Origin of the sequence: Ligilactobacillus faecis, from assembly GCF_029889745.1 — a bacterium.
GTDB lineage: Bacteria > Bacillota > Bacilli > Lactobacillales > Lactobacillaceae > Ligilactobacillus > Ligilactobacillus faecis.
Map to the genome: position 1 here is coordinate 1,645,342 of NZ_CP123639.1, position 21,589 is coordinate 1,666,930.

Here is a 21,589-nt window from a genome sequence, read left to right on the forward strand (position 1 = left end):
ATGAATAAATATTAGCTTAGCTGAGGCTTAAATAGATATATGTATAATCTCTTGGTTAATTGATAATAATTTATATTTTATGTTTTACAAAAATTAAAAAAGTGATCATGGTTGAAAATTACTCATAGATCAAGCAAAAAAAATTAAATTTTTAGAATGATTATAAATCATAAAATCGAGCGAAGTTGATTTTTCTACCAAAAAAAGGTATTAATTTTTTGAAATAGGTGTATAATGTGAATGAGGATATATATTGTATGGTTGCACCAGGTTTTATAAGAAGGGGCGATTTATATGGTTACCTTATACACATCACCAAGCTGTACATCATGTCGAAAGGCACGTGCATGGCTTAAAAAACACAATATTTCATATAATGAAAGAAATATTTTTTCGGAACCATTGAGTATTGACGAGATCAAACAGATCTTGCAAATGACTGAAGATGGAACAGAAGAGATCATCTCGAAACGTTCAAAAGTATATCAAGAACTTGATATCGACATCGAGGAAATGCCATTGCAAGAATTACTTGATCTTGTCCAAAAACATCCCGGCCTGTTAAGACGACCAATTATTATGGACGAGAAGAGACTTCAAGTTGGTTATAATGAAGACGAGATCCGTCGCTTTTTGCCACGCGAAGTACGGGCGCTTGAATTGCAACGTGCACGCGAACTTGCGGGTTTCTAAAGTTTATAATAAGATACTTTATATAATAAGGCTACCCGAGTATTTTGGGTGGTCTTTTTTATCAATTTTTGTTATGATAATTGTTGCAACCAAGGTGTTTTTAACACTTAAATGAGGAAGGGGAGGATCACAAATGGAAATGGAAAAAGTCAATGAGAATACGATCAGGGTCTTACTTGGTACTGAAGATTTGACTGAACGTGGTATCACCGTCCTTGATCTGCTCGGTAATCAAAAAGAGATCGAAAATTTCTTTTTCAGTATTTTAGAAGAGGTCGATAAGGATCATGAGTTCCGTGATAACGAAGCGGTGACTTTTCAGCTGATCCCTAACCAAAATGGTTTAGAGCTCTTTATTACAAAAGTTGATCCTAACCAAGCTGAAAGTACCTTAAAAAATATTAGTGGCAACCAGACTAAAGATCAGACTGATGATCAAAAAATGGGGATGCCTAAAAGTGGGATCACAAATGATCTTGCTGAGTATATTCGGAAACAGCTTAGTGCAGATGATCAAAAAGATCAAGTATCAGGAAAAAAATCGTTGTTAGCTAATAGTGATCGGAAAACACGCCTAAAGGATGAAGTATCTCATCGATATTTAGTCAGTTTTGCAGAATTTGAAGATTTTATCCAGCTTGCAAAGAGTTTTGAATGTGACGATGTTATCTCAAATCTATATCGTTTAGATGGAAAGTATTATCTTGAACTAGTCTTTTTTGTCGATCAACTAAGTCCAACAGATATCAAAAATGCGATGGCTTTAGTTTATGAATTTAGTGTAAATGAGCCTTTTGATCCAGCAGTTATCAAAGAACGTGGCCAGTGTTTGATGGAACAAGCTGCTTTGGAAATGGCACGGTATCATTTTAAATAGGCTTTGCAGAAAAAAAGTTCTCTAATATTTAGAGGACTTTTTTTATTGGGCATAAAAAAGAACTTTCTTTGCGTATTTATTTAGTAGAACGTTTACTATTTCTTATTAAGCTAAGCGTACTATGTGTCGACTAGAAAGGAAAAACTATGATGTGCGTATAAGCTATCTTCTTTAGCTATAGTTTAAGGCGCATTTGGATAGTAGGTGTGTTGATGTTTTATGCTTTAAAAGATCCTGATCACTTAGTTCGAGCTGATCGGGCTCGAATAGCTGAAAAATACTATTGTCCTTTTTGTCACGCCCAAGTTATTTTGCGAAAAGGAACATTTTACCAGAGTCATTTTGCCCATAAGAAACAATGTTTGAGTAAAACACCCCTTGAAACAAGCGAACATCAAGATGGAAAAGCCTTACTCTTGATGTGGGCTAAAGCAGCAGGATATTTTGCCAGATCTGAAGTTTATTTACAAGAATTAGCTCAAAAGCCAGATATTTTGGCAAAGAAAAAGGAACAAGAATTTGTAATAGAATTCCAATGTGCTCCATTATCTTATCAAAGTTTGTGTCAGCGCACTACAGGTTACAAGCAGGCAGGATACCAAGTTATTTGGGTTTTAGGGATGAATTATCGCTTAAAATCAAAATTAGATCAAAAAACGGCTCAATTTATGCACTATTCAAAAAAACTAGGCTTTTATCTGATCTATTTAGACGTTTTAGAACAAAGATTTGAGATCGATTATGCGCTTCAGATGGCTGATCTATTAGAGTTGCGCTACTCTCGTGGTTATGCGACTGATCTTAATGCTTTGAAAGAATTTTGTCAGACTGATCATCATGTCAGTTTGGCTCATTTGTCTTTACAACAACAAAAACAGCAACTTTTAGCGTTAGAAAGTTACGTTGACAAGATCAAATACCGCTTACGTAAGCAGGCTTATGCTGAAAATATAACGTTACAGCAATTATTTAAAGCTAATTTGAGTAAACGTTATTACTATCCTCTTTGGAGAACTGCTTGTTTTTATTGGAAGAGTAAAATATATTTGCAGTATGGTGAGGGAAGTAGCGCTTTAGCTCCAGCCTATATCGTTCACCATTTTGCTTATAAGTTTGCCTTTATTACGATCGAAAAAAAGAAAATAATTTTTAATGAGATTCAGCCGGAAATCCCGTGACTTCTATCGAGACTGCCGAATTTCCGGGTGTCGACGTAAGAAAATAAAGGCACTTCTGCCTTTGAGCGCTTTGATGGCGCTAGTCGGTGCCTTGCTAGGCGGAAAGCTAATTAAGATATGAACATGGTCAGGCATAACTTCCATTTTCTCGATTAAGATTTCGTTATCCTCGGCTACTTGCCATAGGATATCCTTCATTTCGTTTGATAACTCATCAGTAGTAAAAGTTTTATGACGATATTTAGTAACCCAAATTAGATGGAAATGGAAGTTATAGATATATCGTCTGGTATATACTGCGTCTTTGATTTTATCTTTACTCATTTTATTTACCCCTATATTTATTATCATTGACATATGATACAATATCATTATATCAATTAAGGAGGTGAAATTAAATGAAGTCAATGGCAAAAATGCAATATCATTATGGCCTGAAAATGCGTTGCTACCCTAGTGACCAACAAAAGCAGTTGATTAAAATTAACAGTGACGCTAGTCGCTTTATCTATAACGAAATGGTTGCGATCGGTAAGGAACTGATGCAACTTCGCAGAGTTAAGTTATCGATTGACACAGTCCAGGAGCGTATTAAGCAACTAACTATGCGTCAAAACGCTAAACAAATGTCTAATCACTATCAATTTTTAGAAGATAAACGAATTGACAGTTTGGCGAAAGCTAATGCCATTCAGAACTACCGAAAAGCTTGGAATGCTTTTCGGAAGATTCACACTGCTGGTGTTCCTAAATTTCATCGAAAGAGTTATCGCTGGCGTTATCAAACCAATTGTCAATACCCAGGGCAAAAGACTGCGTTGCTAACTAACGGTACAGTATGTTTTCTAGATAATAGCCATATCAAAGTACCTAAAATAGGATTGTTACGTGTTGCCGGTTCCCAAGCACGTCTCTTGAGGAGAATGTGTGAGACTAGAATTGGTACTGTGACATTGACTAAAGATCCAGCGGATCACTTCTTTCTATCAATGCAACTAGCTTCAGATGAACCTTTTGTTAAAGTGTCCAAGGCTAATCACGGACATATTGGAATTGATCTTAATACTGATAATTTCTTAACCGATAATGAAGGTAACACAGTTCCTAATCCACGATATTATCGCACTATTAAAGGTAAATTAGCTAAAGAACAGCGTATTCTATCTAGACGACAACGGCGTGTCAAAAAAGAACATCGTTCTTTACGCGATAGTAAAAATTATCAAAAGCAACGCTTGTTAGTTGCTAAACTCCATGCCAAAGTAATGAACCAAAGACATAATTTTCTCCAACAAATCTCTACTGCACTAATCAAGAACCACGATTTAGTAGTAGCTGAGGAGTTGCGTAGTAAGAATATGCTCAAGAATCATGCTTTAGCGCTTAGTATTTCTGACGTTGGCTGGCGTTCCTTTCTCGGCATGTTGGCTTATAAAGCTAAGCTGTATAATCATCAGTTCGTGACTGTCAGCCCGAAAAATACTACTCAAACTTGCAATGATTGTAGTTTTATCATGGGAACTAATAACACCGAGAAACTAACCTTGGCTGATCGTGAATGGACGTGTCCTAATTGCGGTATTCATCATATTCGTGACTGGAATGCAGCTAAGAATATTCTTGATAAGGGAATAGCTAAACTAGCCTAGCTTATCTGTCCCTATGGCAACCTGGGGACATAAAAGGCGTTGGTAATTAGACGACCGCTACTTGATTGCAACTTTGGTTGGTCAAGCAAGTTGTCCCTATCTACGCAAATTGTGGTCTGAAATTCACGAGGATTTTCGGCTCACAAGCCATTGACTTTAGTCAGTGGTGGTTGACTGATCGTAACTTTGTAATGGAAGCTAGTGGTACTAAACAACGAACATTAGCTGAACATGAATAGACGAGACCATACCATATCCGAGATCAGAAGGGTTAGTGTGGCCGATCCAGACAAGCTGATAGGCTCAAATATGCACAAGTCTATGAGCATGCACAGACATTAAAGTAGGTAGACAAAATATTTTCTTGAAAGCAAACGGTACTAGCGCGATCATATCTTCTGAGTTAAAATCAATGAAGATAGGTAAACACACCTAGCTGGATAACATAGCGTTCATGCTTGCGTGCAGATGCTTTGGAAACTCGATCTTTAAAACGGGATCGAGGGAGAAAAAAAGATATAGGGGGATTTTTTATGGCAAAAGTAAAACGATTACCACAACGGACAGAAGTTGCGCAAGAATTGACCTGGGACTTATCGCAAGTTTTTAGTGATGATGTAGCCTTTGAAGAGAGCTTTGATGCTGTTAAGCAAAAAGCGATTGATTTTACCGCATATAAAGGAACTTTAGCAAATGGAGCTAAACAGTTTTTAACTGCTTTAGAAGCTTTATTGGCACTTGAACGTGAACTTGAGAAAGTTTATGTTTATGCAAGTATGAAAAATGATCAGGACACATCTGAGACAAAGTATCAAGCGATGATGGCTAAAGTTCAAAAATTAGTTGCAGAAGCCTCGGCTAAAAATGCCTGGTTCCAACCAGAATTGCTAGCCTTGACGCCAGCCAAACTAGCTGCTTATTATGAAGCAGAGCCGAAATTAGCTGAGTATCAAACTTTGATCACAAATTGGACTCGCTTGAGAGCGCATGTTTTGAGTGAAACAGAAGAAGCACTTTTAGCTGGAGCAAGTGATATCTTAAGTACGGCCTCAAATGTTTTTGAAGTTTTGAACAATGCAGATTTGAAGTTTCCAGTCGTGACAAATGAAAAGGGAGAAGCCGTCGAGCTTTCAAATGGTGTCTATGGTACTTTACTCGAATCGACTGCACCTGAGGTAAGAAAAGAAGCTTTTGAAAAGCTTTATCAAGTTTATCATCAATTTAGACATACTTTAGCGACAACTTTGGCGGCGCATGTGAGAAAACATAATTTTTCAGCTAAATTGCGCCATTATAGTAGTGCTAAAGAGGCTTCCTTAGCCCAAAATGAGATCCCCGTGACGGTTTATGATACGTTAGTTACAACGGTCAATAAAAATTTACCTCTCTTGCACCGGTATGTTGCTTTACGGAAAAAAATCCTGGCTACAAAAGAACTGCATATGTATGATCTTTATACGCCACTGACAGGTGAACCTGCTTTGACATTTACGTACGAACAAGCTAAACAAATGACATTAGAAGCCTTGAGTGTTTTAGGTCCAGACTATGTGGCTCAAGTAGAAAAAGCTTTTGACAAACGCTGGATCGATGTTGTGGCTAATACAGGGAAGCGTAGTGGAGCTTATTCTGGTGGATCATATGATACCCCACCATACATCTTATTGAATTGGCAAGATACGCTAGATAACCTCTTTACTTTAGTGCACGAATTAGGACATTCGATGCATAGTTACTACACAAGAACAGAACAACCTTACCAATATGGAGACTATTCGATCTTTGTAGCAGAGATCGCTTCAACGACCAACGAGAACCTTTTGACGCAATATTTACTAGAGACGCAAACTGACCCTAATATTCGAGCTTATGTTTTGAATCACTATCTAGATGGTTTTAAAGGAACAGTTTATCGCCAGACGCAATTTGCTGAATTTGAAGAATGGATCCATCAACAAGATGCGGCACAAGTTCCGCTAACAGCTGAAGCAATGTCAAGTTATTATCATGCACTAAATGCACGTTATTACGGTCCCGCTGTAGTCAATGATAAACAGATCGCAGATGAGTGGGCGCGGATCCCTCATTTTTACTATAATTTTTATGTTTATCAATATGCTACAGGTTTTGGAGCAGCTACGACATTAAGTAAACGGTTATTAGAAAATGATCCTGCCAAAACGAAAGCATACTTAGATTATTTGAAAGCCGGTAGTTCAGCAGCGCCACTTGAAGTAATGAAAAAGGCTGGAGTCGACATGACTGATAGCGTTTATTTAGAAAAAGCTTTTACTGTTTTTGAAAAGCGCTTAGTTGAATTAGAACAACTTTTAGGATAAGAAAATAAAATAAGCTTAACATAAAACGAAGAAGTTTAACTTCATTTGGACTTATGTTAAGCTTATTTTTCATATTATTTTGTATTCTTGGCGGGTAATATCTTTTTAGAACAAGTAAAGTCTTTAGTGTTTTCCTCAAAAACCAATTCTTCCAGCTTGGCTAATGAATCGCAATTTCGGACACAAAGCGCACAATCAAAGTCATCTAAGTTGTAGACCACCATCTCAGTAGGCATCGTAACGTGCATTTCTGCGGCCAACTTTTGATCTTTGCGAAAACTTTTGACTGCAAGCTCAGAATGACGATCAGCTTCAAACATTGAAAGAGCTAATTTGCTCAATTTAGCAGCTTTGTGAACTGTTTCTTCATTATATTCTTGGTGCTCTTCATAAAGCAGATGCTGAATATTTAGCAAGAAGTTGTGTCCACGTTTTCTCCCTTGGAACAAAGCAGCTTCATAGTCTAGAATAGCGTGGTACAAAAGATCTGAGACTTTATTGCGCAGTGACAGATCAGTTTGTTTGAGCCCCCATGTTGTCATCACTTTCGAGACCGATTGCAGATTTAAAAGTGGGATAAAACGGATCTGGATCTTTTGCGAAGATCTTCCAGCAAGTTTTAAAATGTTTTGTTCTGCTTCATAGCATTTTGCGCCAAGAGGATTAATAAACAAATACATCTCTAACATGGTGTTTTTCCTCCACTTGAATGATATTCCTTTTTTCTATATTTATACTTTAAGCAAAAAAACATATTTTTGCAATAAATCTGACTTAATCGATAAAAAAATATTGAAAATTACTATAAATTCTTGTTGACAGATGAAAATGAAACGTTTTCTTTCAGAAAATATAAAGTAACCCGTGGAGAAAGGAGAAAAAACATTTTTTGCGACTGCAATTCAAAGCATGTCTGTGTTAAACTGTTAAGGTATGAAAGGTGGCGAGATATTTGATAAATGACGAGTGGGACATTTTTTTAGCACCATATGAGCAGGCGGTGAACGAACTAAAATTAAAACTCCGTGACTTACGTGGGCAATTTAAAAAAAGTGGGCAACGAAGTCCGATCGAATATGTCACTGGAAGAGTGAAACCACCAGCGAGTATCAACGAGAAAATGAAACGACGCTGTATCAAGCCAGAGCGAGTGACACAAGATATGGAAGATATTGCTGGGATCAGAGTGATGTGCCAATTTGTAGAAGATATTTATTACGTAGTCAAACTTTTGCGAAAACGTAAAGATATGCAAGTGATTGAGGAGCGTGATTATATCAAAGCTCAAAAAGCAAGTGGCTATCGCTCTTATCATATCGTTATCTTATATCCAGTTCAGCTTCTAAATGAAGAGCGTCACTTGAAAGTGGAGATCCAAGTCAGGACACTAGCAATGAATTTTTGGGCAACGATCGAACATTCTTTGAATTACAAGTATCAGGGATGTTTTCCAAAGGAGCTCGAACAGCGCTTACAAAAAAGTGCGGAGATCGCTTTTGCGTTAGATAAAGAAATGTCTAGTATCCGTGAAGAAGTAAATGAAGCCCAGAGTTTATTTGATGATAAACAAAAAAGACTAGATTAAATCAGCATTCGACGATGGAAGTGAAAGAAATGAAAATCGCTATTTTCGCTAATAATAGACCTAAATCACAAGCTGTTAAGCACAAACTACAACAAAAATTTATCGAACGTCATTTTATCTTAGATGATGAAAAGCCAAATGTTGTGATCTCGATCGGTGGCGATGGGACACTTTTAGCAGCTTTCCATCATTATGAAGATCAACTTGGAGATATTCGGTTTGTCGGAGTCCATACAGGTCATCTTGGTTTTTACACTGATTGGCGTGATGATGAGATCGATGATCTTGTGATCAGTTTGCAATCTGACAACGGGCAAGCAGTCAGCTATCCACTATTAGAAGTGATCGTCAAATATGCTGATCGGCCGATGCGAGAGCGCTACTTAGCTTTGAATGAGTCGACTTTGAAACGTATCAGTGCAACGATGGTGACGGATGTTTATATCGGTGGTGAGCTTTTTGAAAGGTTTAGAGGCGATGGTTTATGTGTCTCAACACCGACAGGCTCGACGGCTTACAACAAGTCTTTAGGTGGAGCAGTCGTCCATCCTAATTTAGAAGTCTTACAGATCGCTGAGATCGGTTCGATCAATAATCGGGTCTTTCGTACCTTGAGTTCGCCGATGATCGTAGCGCCCAATGATTGGATCACATTCAAACCGACGAAAGGGAGCGACTTTACTTTGACAGTCGATTCAAGTGTCTATCATGATCGTGAGATAACAGAGATCTTATATAAAATTTCTAAAAAACGAGTCTATTTTGCGAAATATCGACATAATCATTTCTGGCAACGCGTTCAAGATGCATTTATAGGAACAGAAACAGATGAAGATAGAATGGATCTATGAGGGGACAAGTCCATGTCACCTAAAAACATTTTTAAAACAAAAAGGCGTTTCACGCCGTCTTTCCGCTAAGATCAGGCATGAAGGGGGGCAGCTTTTAGTTAATCAGAATTCAGGTAGGATCGTTGATCAAGTAAAACAAGGTGATCACGTGACGATCATATTACCACCTGAAGAACCGCGTAAAAAAGAAGTTGTTGCCTCTTATGTGCCGATCAATATCGTTTACGAAGATGAACATTTTTTGATCGTCGATAAACCAGCGCGTTTGACGACGATCCCTTCTCCTTTGGCACATCAACGTTATGATTCGCTTGTCAATCGAATCGTTGGGTATTATAAATTGCGCGGGTATACTCAACAAGTCGTGCATATCGCAACTAGATTAGATCGTGATACGACTGGACTAGTTTTAGTTGCTAAGCATCGTTATGCGCATGCTTTGATCGACCAACAACAAAAAGCACATACGATCAAAAAAGAGTATTTAGCTTTATTGACAGGAAAAGTGACGACGCCAGCTTTTACAGCTGTGTTGCCGATCGCACGTAAACCAAACAGTATGATCGAGCGCACGGTCGCTTTATCAGGACAATATGCTAAAACTGAATATCATTTTGTAAAAGCTTATGCGCATGCTACACTTTATCGGATCAGATTGCATACAGGTAGAACACATCAGATCCGTGTTCATAGTGCTTATTTAGGTCATCCGCTAGTCAGCGATCGACTGTATGGCACAACTTTAGAATTGCCATTAGAACGGCAAGCACTTCATTGTGCCTATCTTAGTTTTTATCATCCTTTTTTAGAAGAGCAAGTTGAATTTAGAAGTGAATTACCAAAGGATATGATCGATTATATTGAGAAAGAAAGAAAAGAGGGATAAGTATGGCTGAAAACCTGGTGAAATCTCATAAAGAAGAGCAGATCATCCAGCTCCTAAATAGTCAAAGAGCACGACAATTTAGGGAAGCATATTTAGATCTCCACGTCTACGAACAAGCCCAGATCTTTACTGAATTAAATAAACAACAACGTGCGAGGCTTTATCGCTATTTAACGGCTAATGAAGTTGGGGATATGTTTGATGCGATCGAAGATGAACCAGAAGAAGTTGTTAAATATTTTGAAGAAATGACGCCACAATATGCCGCCAATGTGATCGACGAAATGTATACTGATAATGCGGTCGATATTTTAGCGCACGTCCCGAAAAAAGATCTGGCCAGCTATTTGCGGTTGATCCCGCAAGAAAAAGCGGCTGAGATCCGTGAAATGTTACACTACGAAGATAAAACAGCTGGGGCGATCATGTCGACAGAATATGTCGAGATCTTAGGCAACCAGACTGTTCGTTCGGCAATGCATGTTGTCAAACGTGAAGCAAGTGATGCCGAAACGATCTACTATGTTTATGTCGTTTCGGCTGAAAATAAGTTACTCGGAGTCTTGACTTTACGGGATCTTTTGATAAATGCTGATGATGTCATGATCACTGATATTATGACGACACCAGTTATGTCAGTTAAAGTTTCAGATGATCAAGCCGAAGTTGCACAGACGATCCGTGATTATAATTTCTTAGCGATCCCTGTGACGGATTATGAAGGTAAATTGATCGGGATCATCAACGTTGACGACATCATTGATGTTATCGATGAAGAATCGGCTGAAGATTACTCTGGATTGGCTGCTGTTGATACTGAAGAGGATTCAGATAATCCTTTAAAAGCGGCTGCGAATCGCTTGCCGTGGCTGATCGTCTTATTATTGTTAGGGATGTCGACAACGACTTTGATCTCGCATTATGAAGGCATGATCAGTCAAGCTAGTATTTTAGCGATCTTTGTAACTTCGATCACGGGGACAGCTGGGAACGCTGGTACGCAAAGTTTGGCGGTCGCAGTACGACGTTTGGCGAGTCGAGATGAAAATCAACCTTCTGTTTATCGGCAATTTTTGATCGAACTACTGACAGGATTAGTGACAGGACTAGTGACTGGACTAGCGATTTTTCTGATCGTTGGTTTTTGGAAGCAAAACTTTTTACTAGGTTTTGTGATCGGGATGGCCATGATGTGTGCGATCACAGTTGCTAATTTAGCAGGGAGTTTTATTCCTAATTTGATGGATAAGATCGGGGTCGATCCTGCGGTTGCCTCGGGACCGTTTATTTCGACTTTAAGTGACTTGACTTCAGTCTTGATCTATTTTAATATCGCAAAACTCTTTATGCGCTTCTTTATGGGACAATAACTTATAAAATGGGGGAAATATGATCTTTTTTATTTTATTTTTTTTAATGGCGACTGGTTGGTTTATTTTTACGATGGTTCATGAAAGACGCTCTCTTTTAGCAGGTGCCTCTTTTACAGCTTGTTTATTCAGCAGTGCACTTCTTGCAGTCGCGATCGCTTTTCAATATAGTCAGTTTATTTCAGAACAGCGCTGGCTTGTATTTTTGCTGGCGGTTTTGATCGTTATCGTCGTTTTTTGTGGCATGATCTGGCCCTTTGCTTTGATCGTTGTCTTTTTCTATAACGGGATCAAAATGGTCTTAAAAGAGGGGACGAATTTAAGAAATTTGCTATCACTAGGCTTTGGTGTTTTGATCATTGCTTACTTGTTCATTTGGCCGTTTGTCGGGCATTTGAGTGATAAAACGATCTGGCGTTACACCTATGCCTATCTTGGAACATTAGCGCTATATTTGATCGCGATCATGCTGATGTATACGGTGACTTTAGTTTTGAACTTGATCAATTTGCGTCCGAAAAAGCTTGATTATATCGTTGTTTTAGGGGCGGGATTAAATGGGAAGAAAGTTAGTCCGCTACTTGGAGCTCGGATCGATAGAGCGCTTGAGATCTATCATCGCTATCCAGGTATAAAATTGATCATGTCTGGTGGTCAAGGGGCTGATGAAGTTATCTCTGAAGCAGAGGCGATGGCGAATTATGCTTATGAAAAAGGGATCAAAAAAGAAGATGTTATTTTAGAGGATCGCTCGACTACAACGTATGAAAATATTGCTTTTTCACGGCGTCTGATGAAACCAAATAGTAGCTTTGCGATCGCAACAAATTCATTCCATGTTTATCGCGCTTTAGTGATCGCTAAGCGTCAAGGTCTAAAATGTATCGGCTTTGGTGCTAAAACAAAGTGGTATTTCACGTTAAATGCCTTTATCCGTGAATTTATCGCTTATTTAAAGATCACGTATAAATTACAATTAACAGTCGTTGTTTCGTTGGGTGTTATCTATATGCTCTTAGCAGCGTTGAAAATTTAAACTAAAACCCCCTAAGTTAGATCCTTTTGTCCAACTTAGGGGGTTCACTTCATGGCTTTAATGAAGTCAAGTGGTTTTTTAGTTTAAAGTAATTTTGTCCCATGAACGGCAGAAACACCAAGTTCAGTTGCGATCTGTTCAGCATTTTTGCTTGTGAGACCGCCACCAGGTAAGATCGTGATCCGTCCGTCAGCATAGGCGATGAGCTCTTTTAAGTGTGAAAGATTTGCTTCGATCGGGGTCGAAAGGGGGCCGCCGTGAGTAAGGATCCGACTAAAACCTTGTTCGATCGCCCAATCGATCGCTTCTTTTTGGTGTTTGAAGTCAAGTTCATCAAATGCCATATTGAAAACAAGCTCCATACCGCCAGCAGCCGCGATCAAATTCTCTAACGCATCGTAGTCGAGCTCATTATCTGCTGTTAAAGCGCCGATACAGACAGCATCGGCTCCAAGTGCTTGAGCTTCTAAAATATCGGCTTCTATGATCTTTAATTCGATGTCATTATAGACAAAATCGCCTCCGCGAGCTCGGATCAAAAAAACTAGTGGGATCTTTTTTTCGTGTGTATATTTGATCGCTTTTGCCATCACACCTTTGCTGACAGTCGTTCCCCCTACGGCTAAATTATCACAGATCTCGATCCGATCAGCGCCGTTTAAAACAGCTTTAGGTAGATCAGTATAGTTTTCTAAACAAATTTCTTTATAAAGCAAATTTAAATTCCTTTCTATGCAACAAAGTAGACACAGACTCCTTCAGGTAAAGGAATATCATTTTTTAAGCATGTCAACATGCCGGTTTCTAAGTCGCGTGAGTATAAAACAGCGTTATCTGTTTCTTGGTTAGCTAAGACAAGGTATTTTTCAGTCAAGTCTAAAGCAAAGTCGCGCGGAAAATGGCCTTCACTTGAGATCAGTTGAGTCAAGACAACTTTATCTGCTTGAGCCTCAAAAACAGCAAGCGAGTCGTGACCACGGTTGGAAATATAAATAAAACGGCCATCTTTTGAAAGTTTGATCGCAGCAGCACCGTTGTGTTTTGTCCAATCAGCTGGGATCGTAGCTACAGTTTCTCGTAACTTGAAGGTCCCGCTTGTTTGATCATAATCAAGGACTGCTAATTGACTGGAGAGTTCGCCGACAAGATAAGCTGTTTTTTTGTCAGGTGCAAAGGCAAGGTGTCTAGGGCCAAATCCAGCTTCAGTTTCAAAAATAGAGTGCTGTGTTAGTTTTCCGTCTTCAGAAACATCGTAAAGTGTGACTGTATCGCTTCCAAGATCAACAACTGCTAAGCGTCCATCAGGGGTTAGATCAGTATAATGAACATGCGCGCTTGTTTGTTCAGGGCGCGGGCCATTGCCTGTTTGCGTCACTTTATCGCATAAAGTCAAAGTTTGATCTGCGTTTAAACGATAGACTGCGACGGTCCCTAGGTGGTAATTAGCTGTATAAATGAGTTGTCTAGGTGCATCAAAAGCGACATAACAAGGATTAGGGCCATCTTCTAAAGCATCATCTAATAGCGTATAGGCTTCATCTTGTAATGCGTAAGCACTGATCCCACCTAAAGATCCCTCTTTGGCGATGGTGAGCAGAGTTTTAGCTGGTGTTGTAGTTAGATAAGTAGGGTTTTCGATCGAGACAACATGTTTTGGCTTTGAAAGTGTTTGGAGTTCAGTATCTAAAGTAGCTTGGTAGATCCCTTGACTACTCTTTTTAGTATAAGTACCAAATAAAATTTCTTCTTTCACAAGGCTACACCGCTATATCTAAAGTATCGATATAGTTTTTCCTTTCTTGACTAGATCTAAAAGCATCAAAAGAGAACGACACTTTAGCTATATTTTAACATTTTTATCGTTGATTAGCGATCCAGCGCATCTTTTACGTGTGAGCAACTTTTAGCAAAAATTTTAGAAGTAGTGAGTCGAGCTGATTTTTTTAATGGAATTGGGGTATAATGGAAAGGTGAGTAAGATCAGTTTGATCTTCAAATACAGTTTAAATGATAAGTGAGGTTTTATACGGATGATCAAAAGTGAAATTATGGCTATCGGTCCAGAAGCAGTCTCAGCAAAAGAACCAATGTTGATCTTATTTGATGAGACAGCGTCAGAGCGTTTACGCGAAGTATCTGTGATCCAACGTTTTGAAAATGATGCTACTAAAAATTACGATCTTCAAGTCGGTTCAAAGATCCAGATCGACGCAAAAGAGTATACAGTCAAATATTTAGGTGAACTCGTCGAAAGTAATTTGACTTCGATCGGCCATACGGTCTTTAATTTTAAGGAACTTCCAAGTAAAGATCATTTGCAAGAAAATGTGATCTATTTAGAGCCACATGTATTGCCTCAGATCAAGGTCGGTAGCCAGATCATTTATGGTCATTAAAAAACAAGCTTCCTAAAGCTAGATCTGATCTGAGACCCGTCAAGTGAACAACTAAATAATTAAAATTCTAGGCAGCCTGATTCCGGTATTCTTCTGGAGTCAGGCTGTTTAGTTTTATTTGGTAACGTTGGGTATTGTAGAACTTGATATAGTTTTCGATCATTTCTACAAGTTCTCCATATGTTTCACATTTTAGCCAATAATAACATTCTGTCTTGAAATGACTCCAAAAACTTTCCATTGGTGCGTTATCGATACATTTCCCCACTCGAGACATACTTCTTGTAACACCATGCCTTGAGGTCAACCGAAGATATTCCTTTGAAGTATATTGAAATCCACGATCACTGTGAAGAAGTAGATTAGCTTCATTTAAATGCGTGAATGCTTTTTCTAAAGTCTTCATGACAAGCCGATTATCATTTCTTTTACTAATTTCAAAACTTATGATAGATCCATCGTATAGATCTTTGATCGCACTTAAATAAGCTTTTTGTCCTAAGCCATATTCTAAATAAGTGACATCAGTCACCCACTTTTGATTAGGTCTAGTAGCGGAAAAATCACGACCTAAAGTATTTTCTTCGTAGTTTAAATGTTCTGAACGAGTACAACCTCGGCGTTTGCGACGAATTACTGAATATAAACCAAGGACTCTCATTAAGCGACGAATACGTTTGAAGTTATATTGTTTTTGATACTTTCGATTGATAAGAAGAGTCATTCTTCTAGAACCGTAAATTCCATTTAAAGCATGAAATTCTTTTTTTATGATCTCACTTAACCATTCATTTTCCAAAGTACATTGTGATTTTGGAGCAGTTAAATAACGATAATACCCTGAGCGCGATACATTTAAGATCGCACAAAGGATCCAGAGTTCAATTTGTGGAAACTCTTTAAGAACTTCCTGAATAGCTTTAAAACGCAGATTTTTAGGTATAAAGCTTATCTCCTCCTTTCGAGTTCGTCCAATTTTTTTAAAACGATATTTTCTGCTTCTAGATATTTATTACGTTCTTTCAAACGTAGGATCTCAAGCTTGAGACGCTCAGTTTCAGAAAGAGTCTTATAATCACGATCTTTAACTGTTTTACCACGATTATCGTATAATGCCTTTTCGCCATCTACTTCAAACTTTTTGACCCAATTATAGACTTGGGAATAAGAAACATTATATTTATCGATCGCTTTGTGATAATTCTTATTATTAGCAAGTGTATACTGAACTATTTCGAGCCGTTCCTTAAAAGTAGTTTTACGTCCATGTTTCATTCTATTACGACCTCCAATGGTAGCTTTAAAGCCTTTTCCATTAGTATACAAGTTGATCCATTTACGTAAAACCGAAACACTCGAAATATTGTATTTATCACAAATTTTCTTTGGTGAACGTCCATTTTCTAAATATTCTAGAACCGCAGTTGTTTTTAATTCAACTGAATATTCTTTCCAGGTTCTAGACTCTTTTAAGCCATCTAAACCGCCAGCTTTGTATTTTCTGATCCAATTATCAAATGTATTTTTAGAAATGGTATATTTCCGGCAGATAAAGTACTTACTATATTGTCCACTAAGATACTCGGAGACTGCCTGGTATCTTTCTTCAAGTGTATGTTTAGTAGTTCTTCTAGACATAAAAAATCCCCCTAGAGTGATCACAGAATCTTTATTATTTCCGTGTCCACTCTAGGGGAATCATATCAATCCAGCTTTAGGAAGCTATTTTTTTAATATTGGTCGCCGTTGAAGATCGAGTTTTTAACGATCACGTAATCAACTTTACGTAAAGCTTCAAGATCACGACCGCCAGCATAAGATACTGAAGATTGGAGATCTTCTTGCATCTCACGTAAAGTATCAGCGATATGCCCGCGATATGGGACAAGTAATTTTTTACCTTCAACGTTTTTATATTCACCTTTTTGGTACTGTGAAGCTGAACCAAAATAAGTTTTATATTTCTTACCGTCTTGTTCGATCACTTCGCCTGGTGTTTCAGCATGGCCTGCAAACATCGAACCGATCATGCACATCGAAGCGCCAAACCGAACTGATTTAGCGATATCACCATTAGTTCTGATCCCGCCATCAGCGACGATCGGTTTACTTGCTGCTTTGGCACATAGACGCAAAGCGGCCAATTGCCAGCCCCCAGTGCCAAAGCCTGTTTTGATCTTTGTGATACAGGCCTTTCCTGGACCGATCCCGACTTTAGTTGCATCGGCGCCAGCATTTTCAAGCTCGCGGACTCCTTCAGGGGTCCCAACATTACCAGCAATAACAAAAGCACCTGGAAGTTGTTTTTTGATGTGTTTGATCATTTCGATCACAGTGTCAGCATGACCATGAGCGATATCGATCGTGATATACTCAGGAGTCAATCTTTCTTTTGCCAGTTCATTGATCAGTTGATATTCTTGTGGCTTGACACCAACTGAGATCGAAGCAAATAGACCGCGGTCATGCATTTTTTTGACAAAAGGTAAACGCTCTTCTTCGTCAAAACGATGCATGATATAGAAGTAACCATTTTGAGCAAGCCAAATAGCTAGATTTTCATCGATCACGGTCTGCATATTTGCAGGTACGACTGGGATGTTAAAAGTCATCGGTCCAAATTTGATACGCGTATCGATCTCTTGCCGACTTTTAACGATACATTTATTTGGAACTAACTGAATATCTTCATAATCAAATACTGGCATGTTATTATACCCCTTATCTAAAACTGTGATTATTCGTAAAAAAATACTTTGCTCGTCTGAGCAAAGTTAAATATAACTTATTAGTCAAAGTAAGTCAAATAGAATTATTCGTTTTTGTTAGTAAAGTTCGGATTTTGCTCAAAAAATAAAGCTTTGAAAAAGTGAGCAGTTTTACAAGTATTTGAAATCACGCTACAATAAATCAGAAAGTGAGGGACGAAAATGGCGAAGAAAACAAAAGAGAAGAAGACAAATGAAGAGCGGATCCTTGATCAACACCAGATCGCATATACAGAAAATACTTTTGATTGGATCAAACAAGGAGCAGGTGCTTTAAACGAAGCTAAAGCGCAAGGGGTCGAACCTAAAAGCATTTTAAAGACGATCGTTTTGCAAGCTAATAAAGATCCTAAAGATTACGTCGTGATCTGTTTGCCACTTGAATATGAGATCGATCTCAAAGTTTCAGCTCGTGAACTTGGCAAAAAGCAATTGCATCTAGCTGATAACAAAAAATTGATCAATATCACCGGATATATCCATGGAGCTAATACACCGATCGGGATCAGTGCACGGAAAGGTTTTCCGATCTATTTTGACGAACGGATCAAAGGATTAGAAGAAGTTTCGGTCTCGGCTGGAAAGGTCGGTCGTTCGGTTCGGTTGAAACAAGTTGATCTTGTTAGACTGGTCAAAGGAAGTTATATCAAAGTAACAAAATAAGGATGGTTTTTATGAAAAAGATCGAACGTGGTGCTAATTATGTAGCTGAGAATTTAGAGCTGTTTAGCTGTCCAGTTTGTCAAAGTCGGTTTGAACATGTAGAGCTACATAGTGTTTTTTGTGAACAAAACCATCAATTTGATCTGTCGAAAAAAGGTACGCTATATTTATTGAAACATGGTGTCACAAGTGATTATGATGATGATCGTTTATGGCAAGCACGCCGAAAATGTCTGCAAGCCGGACTTTTTGATCCGATCATTTCAGAACTACAAGCTAAGATCCCCGCTAAAGGGCAAAAGATCCTAGATATCGGTTGTGGTGAAGGAACGCCTTTACAGCGACTCGAACATTTACGAACTGAACCAAATGATCGCTATCTTGGGTTTGACATTTCAAAACGCGCGATCAATTTGGCGACGCAACAAGAGACTAACGCTTTCTTTTGTATCGCAGATCTAGCAGCCTTACCGTTTGCGACTGAGGCTTTTGATCAGTTGATCGATATTTTTTCACCCTCAGCTTATCAAGAATTTTCACGTGTTTTGAAACCTGGGGGACAGCTTTTAAAAGTCATTCCTAATGCAGATTATTTAGGTGAATTACGCCGAGCTCTTTACCCTAAAGAAACAAAAAATCATGCTTATTCTAATGCCAGTGTGGTAGCGTTATTTGAAAAGCATTTTCCAAAAATGGAAAAGCAACGGATCAAATATCATTTTGCACTTGATCCTGAATTATTTTCAGCACTTTTACAAATGACGCCGTTACAATGGGGTGCTTCAAAAGAACGGCGAGCTCAAGTACTTTCTGAGCCACTAGATCAGATCACGGTTGATGTCACTTTGTTATGCGCCCAAAAATAATTTTGAAAAAGCATTGAAAATAGATCTTTTTAGTGCTATGATATTCAATAAGAAATCGGTTATGAGCAATTAACGGAACTGGCGTTAGTTGCTATGTGATTGTACTTCATTAACGTAACTGTTCGCCGTGCCCACACCGAACAGTTACGCTTTTTTTATGTAAATAAAATTTGAATGAAAGAAGAAAAAAGATGGCTAATCATATCGTATTATTTGAACCTTTGATGCCAGCCAACACAGGTAACATTGCCCGAACATGCGCTGGAACAAATACTGAATTGCATTTGATCGAACCATTAGGCTTTTCGACAGACGATAAATACTTGAAACGCGCTGGGCTTGATTATTGGGATAAAGTTAAAATCACCTATCATCCTAATTTACCAGCATTTTTAGCGACCTTACCTAAAGAGGCTAAGTTACATGTCGTTTCGAAGTTTGCTGACCATGCCTATACGGAAGTTGATTATGCTACGAATACAGATCATTACTTCCTTTTTGGAAAAGAGACGACGGGTCTGCCTGAGATGTTTATGCGTCAAAATAAAGAAAAATGTATTCGGATCCCTCAAAACGATGAGCATATCCGAGCTCTCAACTTATCGAATACAGCCGCGATCGTAGTGTATGAGGCTTTACGTCAACAAGGTTTCCCATGTCTTGAAAAAACACATACGTATGAAAATGACAAGTTAAAATAAAAGAGGTTTTAAGGCTATCATAGTCTTAAAACCTCTTTATAGTTTAAGGTGAGATCAGTTAGTCACATAGACTTCTTTAAAGTTATTGATCAGACCGGCAGTATTTTGGACCATATCGTGGACGTTTGGACGGAGTAATTCAGGATCGCTCTCTTGGATCAAAGGCACGACCGGTTGATCTTCGTTCAATAATTTGGCAGCTTTGACCATGTCGGCAAAACGTTTTTCAGTGTTGAGTGCGTCAGTCGTCTTTGCAGCCGTCACAAGGTCGTTATATTCAGCGTTGTCATAGTGCCCCATATTAGTGAAGTTTGTCCGTGTTTCAACGTCTAAGAAATTGATCGGATCAGCAAAGTCAGCTAGCCAACCAGTCAATTGGGCGTCGAAGTTACCTTTGGAAGCTTGTTCGATGATCACTTTACCAGGGATGTTTCTAGTTACGACTTTAACTTCTGGTAAAGTTTCTTCGATCTGACTTTGGATGAATTCTGTTTCTTTTTTAGCAACATCTCCATCGCGGCCGAGTAAAGTAAATTCAAAGTGATCTTCACCTAATTCGTTTAGCCCTTCTTTGAGTAATTTCTTAGCTAATTTTTTGTTTGTAGTTACACCGACTTTAGTAGCGGCTAGATCAGCAAAATCTTTGCCGTTATAACTTGCAAGGTCACGTGGGACAAAGTTTGTCAATGGTAGCGAGCCACCTCCAGCAACTGTTTGGGCAAATTGTTTTCGATCGATCGCATAAGCTAGAGCTTGCCGGATCTTTTTGTTTTTGAATTCTTTTTTCTCTAAGTTATACTCCATGTAGGTCGTTCGTGCTATGCGCAGTGCTTTATAACCAGGAGTGCCTTTTAATTGCTTAGCTTGTTCGGCTGTTAGTTTGGTGAAGTCGACTTTATTAGCTTGATATAAGCTATAGCTAGTTGTTAAGCTCTTGTCGACTTTGAAGTTGATCGTTTGCATCTTAACGTGCTTTTTATCCCAGTAATTGTTATTTTTAACGAATTTCCAGCTTAGATTTGAACCTGTCCAACCTTTAAGTAAGAATGGACCATTATAAACGATCTTATCTGCTGAAGAACCATACTGTTTACCATATTTTTCGACTACTTTTTGATTTTGTGGGAAAAAGCGCGCATCACCCATCAAAAGTTTAAAATACGGGGTCTGTTGTTCAAGTTCAACGACTAGTTCATGATCGCCGTTAGCTTTGACGCCTAAAGTTTCAGGTGCCATCTTCCCTGCGATGATCGCATCGGCGTTTTTGATCCCGCTATATAAGTAAGAACCAGGAGCAGAATTTTTAGGATCGACGGTCCGGCGCCAAGCATAGACGAAATCATGGGCAGTAACTGGATCACCATTTGACCATTTGGAGTCGCGCAAAGTCAGCGTGTAAGTCAAGCCGTCTTTTGAAACTTTAGTTTTAGTAGCGAGGCCTGGTTCGGCGTGATTATTTTTGATCCGAAAGAGGCCTTCCATGACGTTATTGATCATTTCCGCACTTGTCATCTCAGGTACAGTTGTCGAATCAAGTGTGGCGATCTCGCTTTGAAGTGACCAGTTCAAAACTTGTTTTTCTGCTGGTTTGTTTGATGCTTGTGAAGATCTATCATGACCACAAGCGCTTAAGGTCAGAGTTGCAACGAGCAGTGTTCCGCTAGTTGCAAGTAATTTTTTTAAATGCATAGTTATATCCCCCTTGTAAAATTATAAGTGACCCCATAAATT

The 21,589-nt window shown here is 38.6% G+C and carries 19 protein-coding genes and 2 pseudogenes; 14 read left to right on the forward strand and 7 right to left on the reverse strand.

Annotated features, from left to right (window positions below; all coding sequences use genetic code 11):
• The first annotated feature begins 294 nt into the window (after positions 1–294).
• The 3 genes from spxA to QFX10_RS07490 all read left to right on the forward strand — a co-directional run bounded on the left by spxA (position 295) and on the right by QFX10_RS07490 (position 2,748).
• Entirely contained in the window at positions 295–693 is a 399-nt protein-coding gene (gene spxA, locus QFX10_RS07480; RefSeq protein ID WP_280605621.1) for a transcriptional regulator SpxA, read from the forward strand.
• A gap of 133 nt (positions 694–826) precedes the next feature.
• A complete protein-coding gene (locus QFX10_RS07485) occupies positions 827–1,570 on the forward strand; it encodes an adaptor protein MecA (RefSeq protein ID WP_280605622.1) in 744 nt (247 codons plus the stop codon).
• Between the two features lie 212 nt (positions 1,571–1,782).
• Positions 1,783–2,748, forward strand: coding sequence for a competence protein CoiA (locus QFX10_RS07490; protein WP_280605623.1), 966 nt, complete (start codon positions 1,783–1,785; stop codon positions 2,746–2,748).
• A 6-nt stretch (positions 2,749–2,754) separates the two neighbouring features.
• On the opposite strand, the pseudogene tnpA reads toward QFX10_RS07490, so the two are convergent.
• Positions 2,755–3,072, reverse strand: a pseudogene (tnpA, locus tag QFX10_RS07495) (IS200/IS605 family transposase); the annotation flags it as partial.
• A 74-nt stretch (positions 3,073–3,146) separates the two neighbouring features.
• On the opposite strand from tnpA, the gene QFX10_RS07500 reads away from it, so the two are divergent.
• Together QFX10_RS07500 and pepF are read left to right on the forward strand one after the other, a co-directional pair.
• Complete coding sequence (locus QFX10_RS07500) at positions 3,147–4,397, forward strand: RNA-guided endonuclease InsQ/TnpB family protein (protein WP_280605624.1); 1,251 nt, start codon at positions 3,147–3,149, stop codon at positions 4,395–4,397.
• Between the two features lie 533 nt (positions 4,398–4,930).
• On the forward strand, positions 4,931–6,736 hold the full coding sequence (pepF, locus tag QFX10_RS07505; protein ID WP_280605625.1) for an oligoendopeptidase F: 1,806 nt from the start codon (positions 4,931–4,933) through the stop codon (positions 6,734–6,736).
• Between the two features lie 74 nt (positions 6,737–6,810).
• Here pepF and QFX10_RS07510 read toward each other — a convergent pair whose 3' ends face one another.
• Entirely contained in the window at positions 6,811–7,425 is a 615-nt protein-coding gene (locus QFX10_RS07510) for a DsbA family protein (RefSeq protein WP_280605626.1), read from the reverse strand.
• 266 nt (positions 7,426–7,691) lie between these two features.
• Here QFX10_RS07510 and yjbM point away from each other — a divergent pair, with 266 nt between their 5' ends.
• The 5 genes from yjbM (at position 7,692) to QFX10_RS07535 (ending at position 12,464) form a co-directional block, all read left to right on the forward strand.
• Positions 7,692–8,321 (forward strand): GTP diphosphokinase, encoded by a 630-nt coding sequence (yjbM, locus tag QFX10_RS07515; RefSeq protein WP_280607255.1) that lies wholly within the window; start codon positions 7,692–7,694, stop codon positions 8,319–8,321.
• A gap of 29 nt (positions 8,322–8,350) precedes the next feature.
• Positions 8,351–9,172 carry an NAD kinase gene (locus QFX10_RS07520; protein WP_280605627.1) on the forward strand — a complete coding sequence of 274 codons (822 nt, stop codon included), beginning with the start codon at positions 8,351–8,353 and terminating at the stop codon, positions 9,170–9,172.
• Positions 9,150–10,058 (forward strand): RluA family pseudouridine synthase, encoded by a 909-nt coding sequence (locus QFX10_RS07525; protein WP_280605628.1) that lies wholly within the window; start codon positions 9,150–9,152, stop codon positions 10,056–10,058. Before QFX10_RS07520 ends, QFX10_RS07525 begins: the two co-directional genes overlap by 23 nt.
• Positions 10,059–10,060: 2 nt before the next feature.
• On the forward strand, positions 10,061–11,428 hold the full coding sequence (mgtE, locus tag QFX10_RS07530) for a magnesium transporter (RefSeq protein ID WP_280605629.1): 1,368 nt from the start codon (positions 10,061–10,063) through the stop codon (positions 11,426–11,428).
• 73 nt (positions 11,429–11,501) lie between these two features.
• Positions 11,502–12,464: a YdcF family protein gene (locus tag QFX10_RS07535; protein WP_280605630.1), complete on the forward strand. Its 963-nt coding sequence runs from the start codon at positions 11,502–11,504 to the stop codon at positions 12,462–12,464.
• An 83-nt stretch (positions 12,465–12,547) separates the two neighbouring features.
• On the opposite strand, the gene QFX10_RS07540 is transcribed toward QFX10_RS07535, so the two are convergent.
• Together QFX10_RS07540 and QFX10_RS07545 are read right to left on the reverse strand one after the other, a co-directional pair.
• Positions 12,548–13,180: a copper homeostasis protein CutC gene (locus QFX10_RS07540; protein ID WP_280605631.1), complete on the reverse strand. Its 633-nt coding sequence runs from the start codon at positions 13,178–13,180 to the stop codon at positions 12,548–12,550.
• A 14-nt stretch (positions 13,181–13,194) separates the two neighbouring features.
• On the reverse strand, positions 13,195–14,217 hold the full coding sequence (locus QFX10_RS07545; RefSeq protein WP_280605632.1) for a lactonase family protein: 1,023 nt from the start codon (positions 14,215–14,217) through the stop codon (positions 13,195–13,197).
• A 277-nt stretch (positions 14,218–14,494) separates the two neighbouring features.
• On the opposite strand from QFX10_RS07545, the gene QFX10_RS07550 reads away from it, so the two are divergent.
• The gene (locus QFX10_RS07550; protein ID WP_280605633.1) at positions 14,495–14,860 is read left to right on the forward strand and encodes a PTS glucitol/sorbitol transporter subunit IIA; all 366 of its coding nucleotides are present in this window, start codon (positions 14,495–14,497) and stop codon (positions 14,858–14,860) included.
• A 67-nt stretch (positions 14,861–14,927) separates the two neighbouring features.
• Here QFX10_RS07550 and QFX10_RS07555 read toward each other — a convergent pair.
• Both QFX10_RS07555 and QFX10_RS07560 read right to left on the reverse strand, forming a co-directional pair.
• Positions 14,928–16,498: pseudogene (locus QFX10_RS07555) on the reverse strand (IS3 family transposase).
• A 92-nt stretch (positions 16,499–16,590) separates the two neighbouring features.
• Positions 16,591–17,568: a GMP reductase gene (locus QFX10_RS07560; RefSeq protein WP_280605634.1), complete on the reverse strand. Its 978-nt coding sequence runs from the start codon at positions 17,566–17,568 to the stop codon at positions 16,591–16,593.
• A gap of 222 nt (positions 17,569–17,790) precedes the next feature.
• On the opposite strand from QFX10_RS07560, the gene QFX10_RS07565 reads away from it, so the two are divergent.
• From QFX10_RS07565 to trmL, 3 genes are all read left to right on the forward strand, one after another.
• Positions 17,791–18,291: a YbaK/EbsC family protein gene (locus tag QFX10_RS07565; RefSeq protein ID WP_280605635.1), complete on the forward strand. Its 501-nt coding sequence runs from the start codon at positions 17,791–17,793 to the stop codon at positions 18,289–18,291.
• Between the two features lie 11 nt (positions 18,292–18,302).
• The gene (locus tag QFX10_RS07570) at positions 18,303–19,157 is read left to right on the forward strand and encodes a methyltransferase domain-containing protein (protein ID WP_280605636.1); all 855 of its coding nucleotides are present in this window, start codon (positions 18,303–18,305) and stop codon (positions 19,155–19,157) included.
• Between the two features lie 191 nt (positions 19,158–19,348).
• A complete protein-coding gene (trmL, locus tag QFX10_RS07575; RefSeq protein ID WP_280605637.1) occupies positions 19,349–19,858 on the forward strand; it encodes a tRNA (uridine(34)/cytosine(34)/5-carboxymethylaminomethyluridine(34)-2'-O)-methyltransferase TrmL in 510 nt (169 codons plus the stop codon).
• 54 nt (positions 19,859–19,912) lie between these two features.
• Here the strand turns inward: trmL and QFX10_RS07580 are convergent, their stop codons facing one another.
• Positions 19,913–21,547 carry a peptide ABC transporter substrate-binding protein gene (locus QFX10_RS07580; protein WP_280605638.1) on the reverse strand — a complete coding sequence of 545 codons (1,635 nt, stop codon included), beginning with the start codon at positions 21,545–21,547 and terminating at the stop codon, positions 19,913–19,915.
• Positions 21,548–21,589 lie beyond the last annotated feature (42 nt).

What these genes read in the sequence shown, in the direction of transcription:
- spxA (WP_280605621.1), top strand. Translation starts at nt 295, where the DNA reads ATGGTTACCTTATACACATCACCAAGCTGTACATCATGTCGAAAGGCA.
- QFX10_RS07485 (WP_280605622.1), top strand. Translation starts at nt 827, where the DNA reads ATGGAAATGGAAAAAGTCAATGAGAATACGATCAGGGTCTTACTTGGT.
- QFX10_RS07490 (WP_280605623.1), top strand. Translation starts at nt 1,783, where the DNA reads ATGTTTTATGCTTTAAAAGATCCTGATCACTTAGTTCGAGCTGATCGG.
- QFX10_RS07500 (WP_280605624.1), top strand. Translation starts at nt 3,147, where the DNA reads ATGAAGTCAATGGCAAAAATGCAATATCATTATGGCCTGAAAATGCGT.
- pepF (WP_280605625.1), top strand. Translation starts at nt 4,931, where the DNA reads ATGGCAAAAGTAAAACGATTACCACAACGGACAGAAGTTGCGCAAGAA.
- QFX10_RS07510 (WP_280605626.1), bottom strand. Translation starts at nt 7,425, where the DNA reads ATGTTAGAGATGTATTTGTTTATTAATCCTCTTGGCGCAAAATGCTAT.
- QFX10_RS07520 (WP_280605627.1), top strand. Translation starts at nt 8,351, where the DNA reads ATGAAAATCGCTATTTTCGCTAATAATAGACCTAAATCACAAGCTGTT.
- QFX10_RS07525 (WP_280605628.1), top strand. Translation starts at nt 9,150, where the DNA reads ATGAAGATAGAATGGATCTATGAGGGGACAAGTCCATGTCACCTAAAA.
- mgtE (WP_280605629.1), top strand. Translation starts at nt 10,061, where the DNA reads ATGGCTGAAAACCTGGTGAAATCTCATAAAGAAGAGCAGATCATCCAG.
- QFX10_RS07535 (WP_280605630.1), top strand. Translation starts at nt 11,502, where the DNA reads ATGGTTCATGAAAGACGCTCTCTTTTAGCAGGTGCCTCTTTTACAGCT.
- QFX10_RS07550 (WP_280605633.1), top strand. Translation starts at nt 14,495, where the DNA reads ATGATCAAAAGTGAAATTATGGCTATCGGTCCAGAAGCAGTCTCAGCA.
- QFX10_RS07560 (WP_280605634.1), bottom strand. Translation starts at nt 17,568, where the DNA reads ATGCCAGTATTTGATTATGAAGATATTCAGTTAGTTCCAAATAAATGT.
- QFX10_RS07565 (WP_280605635.1), top strand. Translation starts at nt 17,791, where the DNA reads ATGGCGAAGAAAACAAAAGAGAAGAAGACAAATGAAGAGCGGATCCTT.
- QFX10_RS07570 (WP_280605636.1), top strand. Translation starts at nt 18,303, where the DNA reads ATGAAAAAGATCGAACGTGGTGCTAATTATGTAGCTGAGAATTTAGAG.
- trmL (WP_280605637.1), top strand. Translation starts at nt 19,349, where the DNA reads ATGGCTAATCATATCGTATTATTTGAACCTTTGATGCCAGCCAACACA.
- QFX10_RS07580 (WP_280605638.1), bottom strand. Translation starts at nt 21,547, where the DNA reads ATGCATTTAAAAAAATTACTTGCAACTAGCGGAACACTGCTCGTTGCA.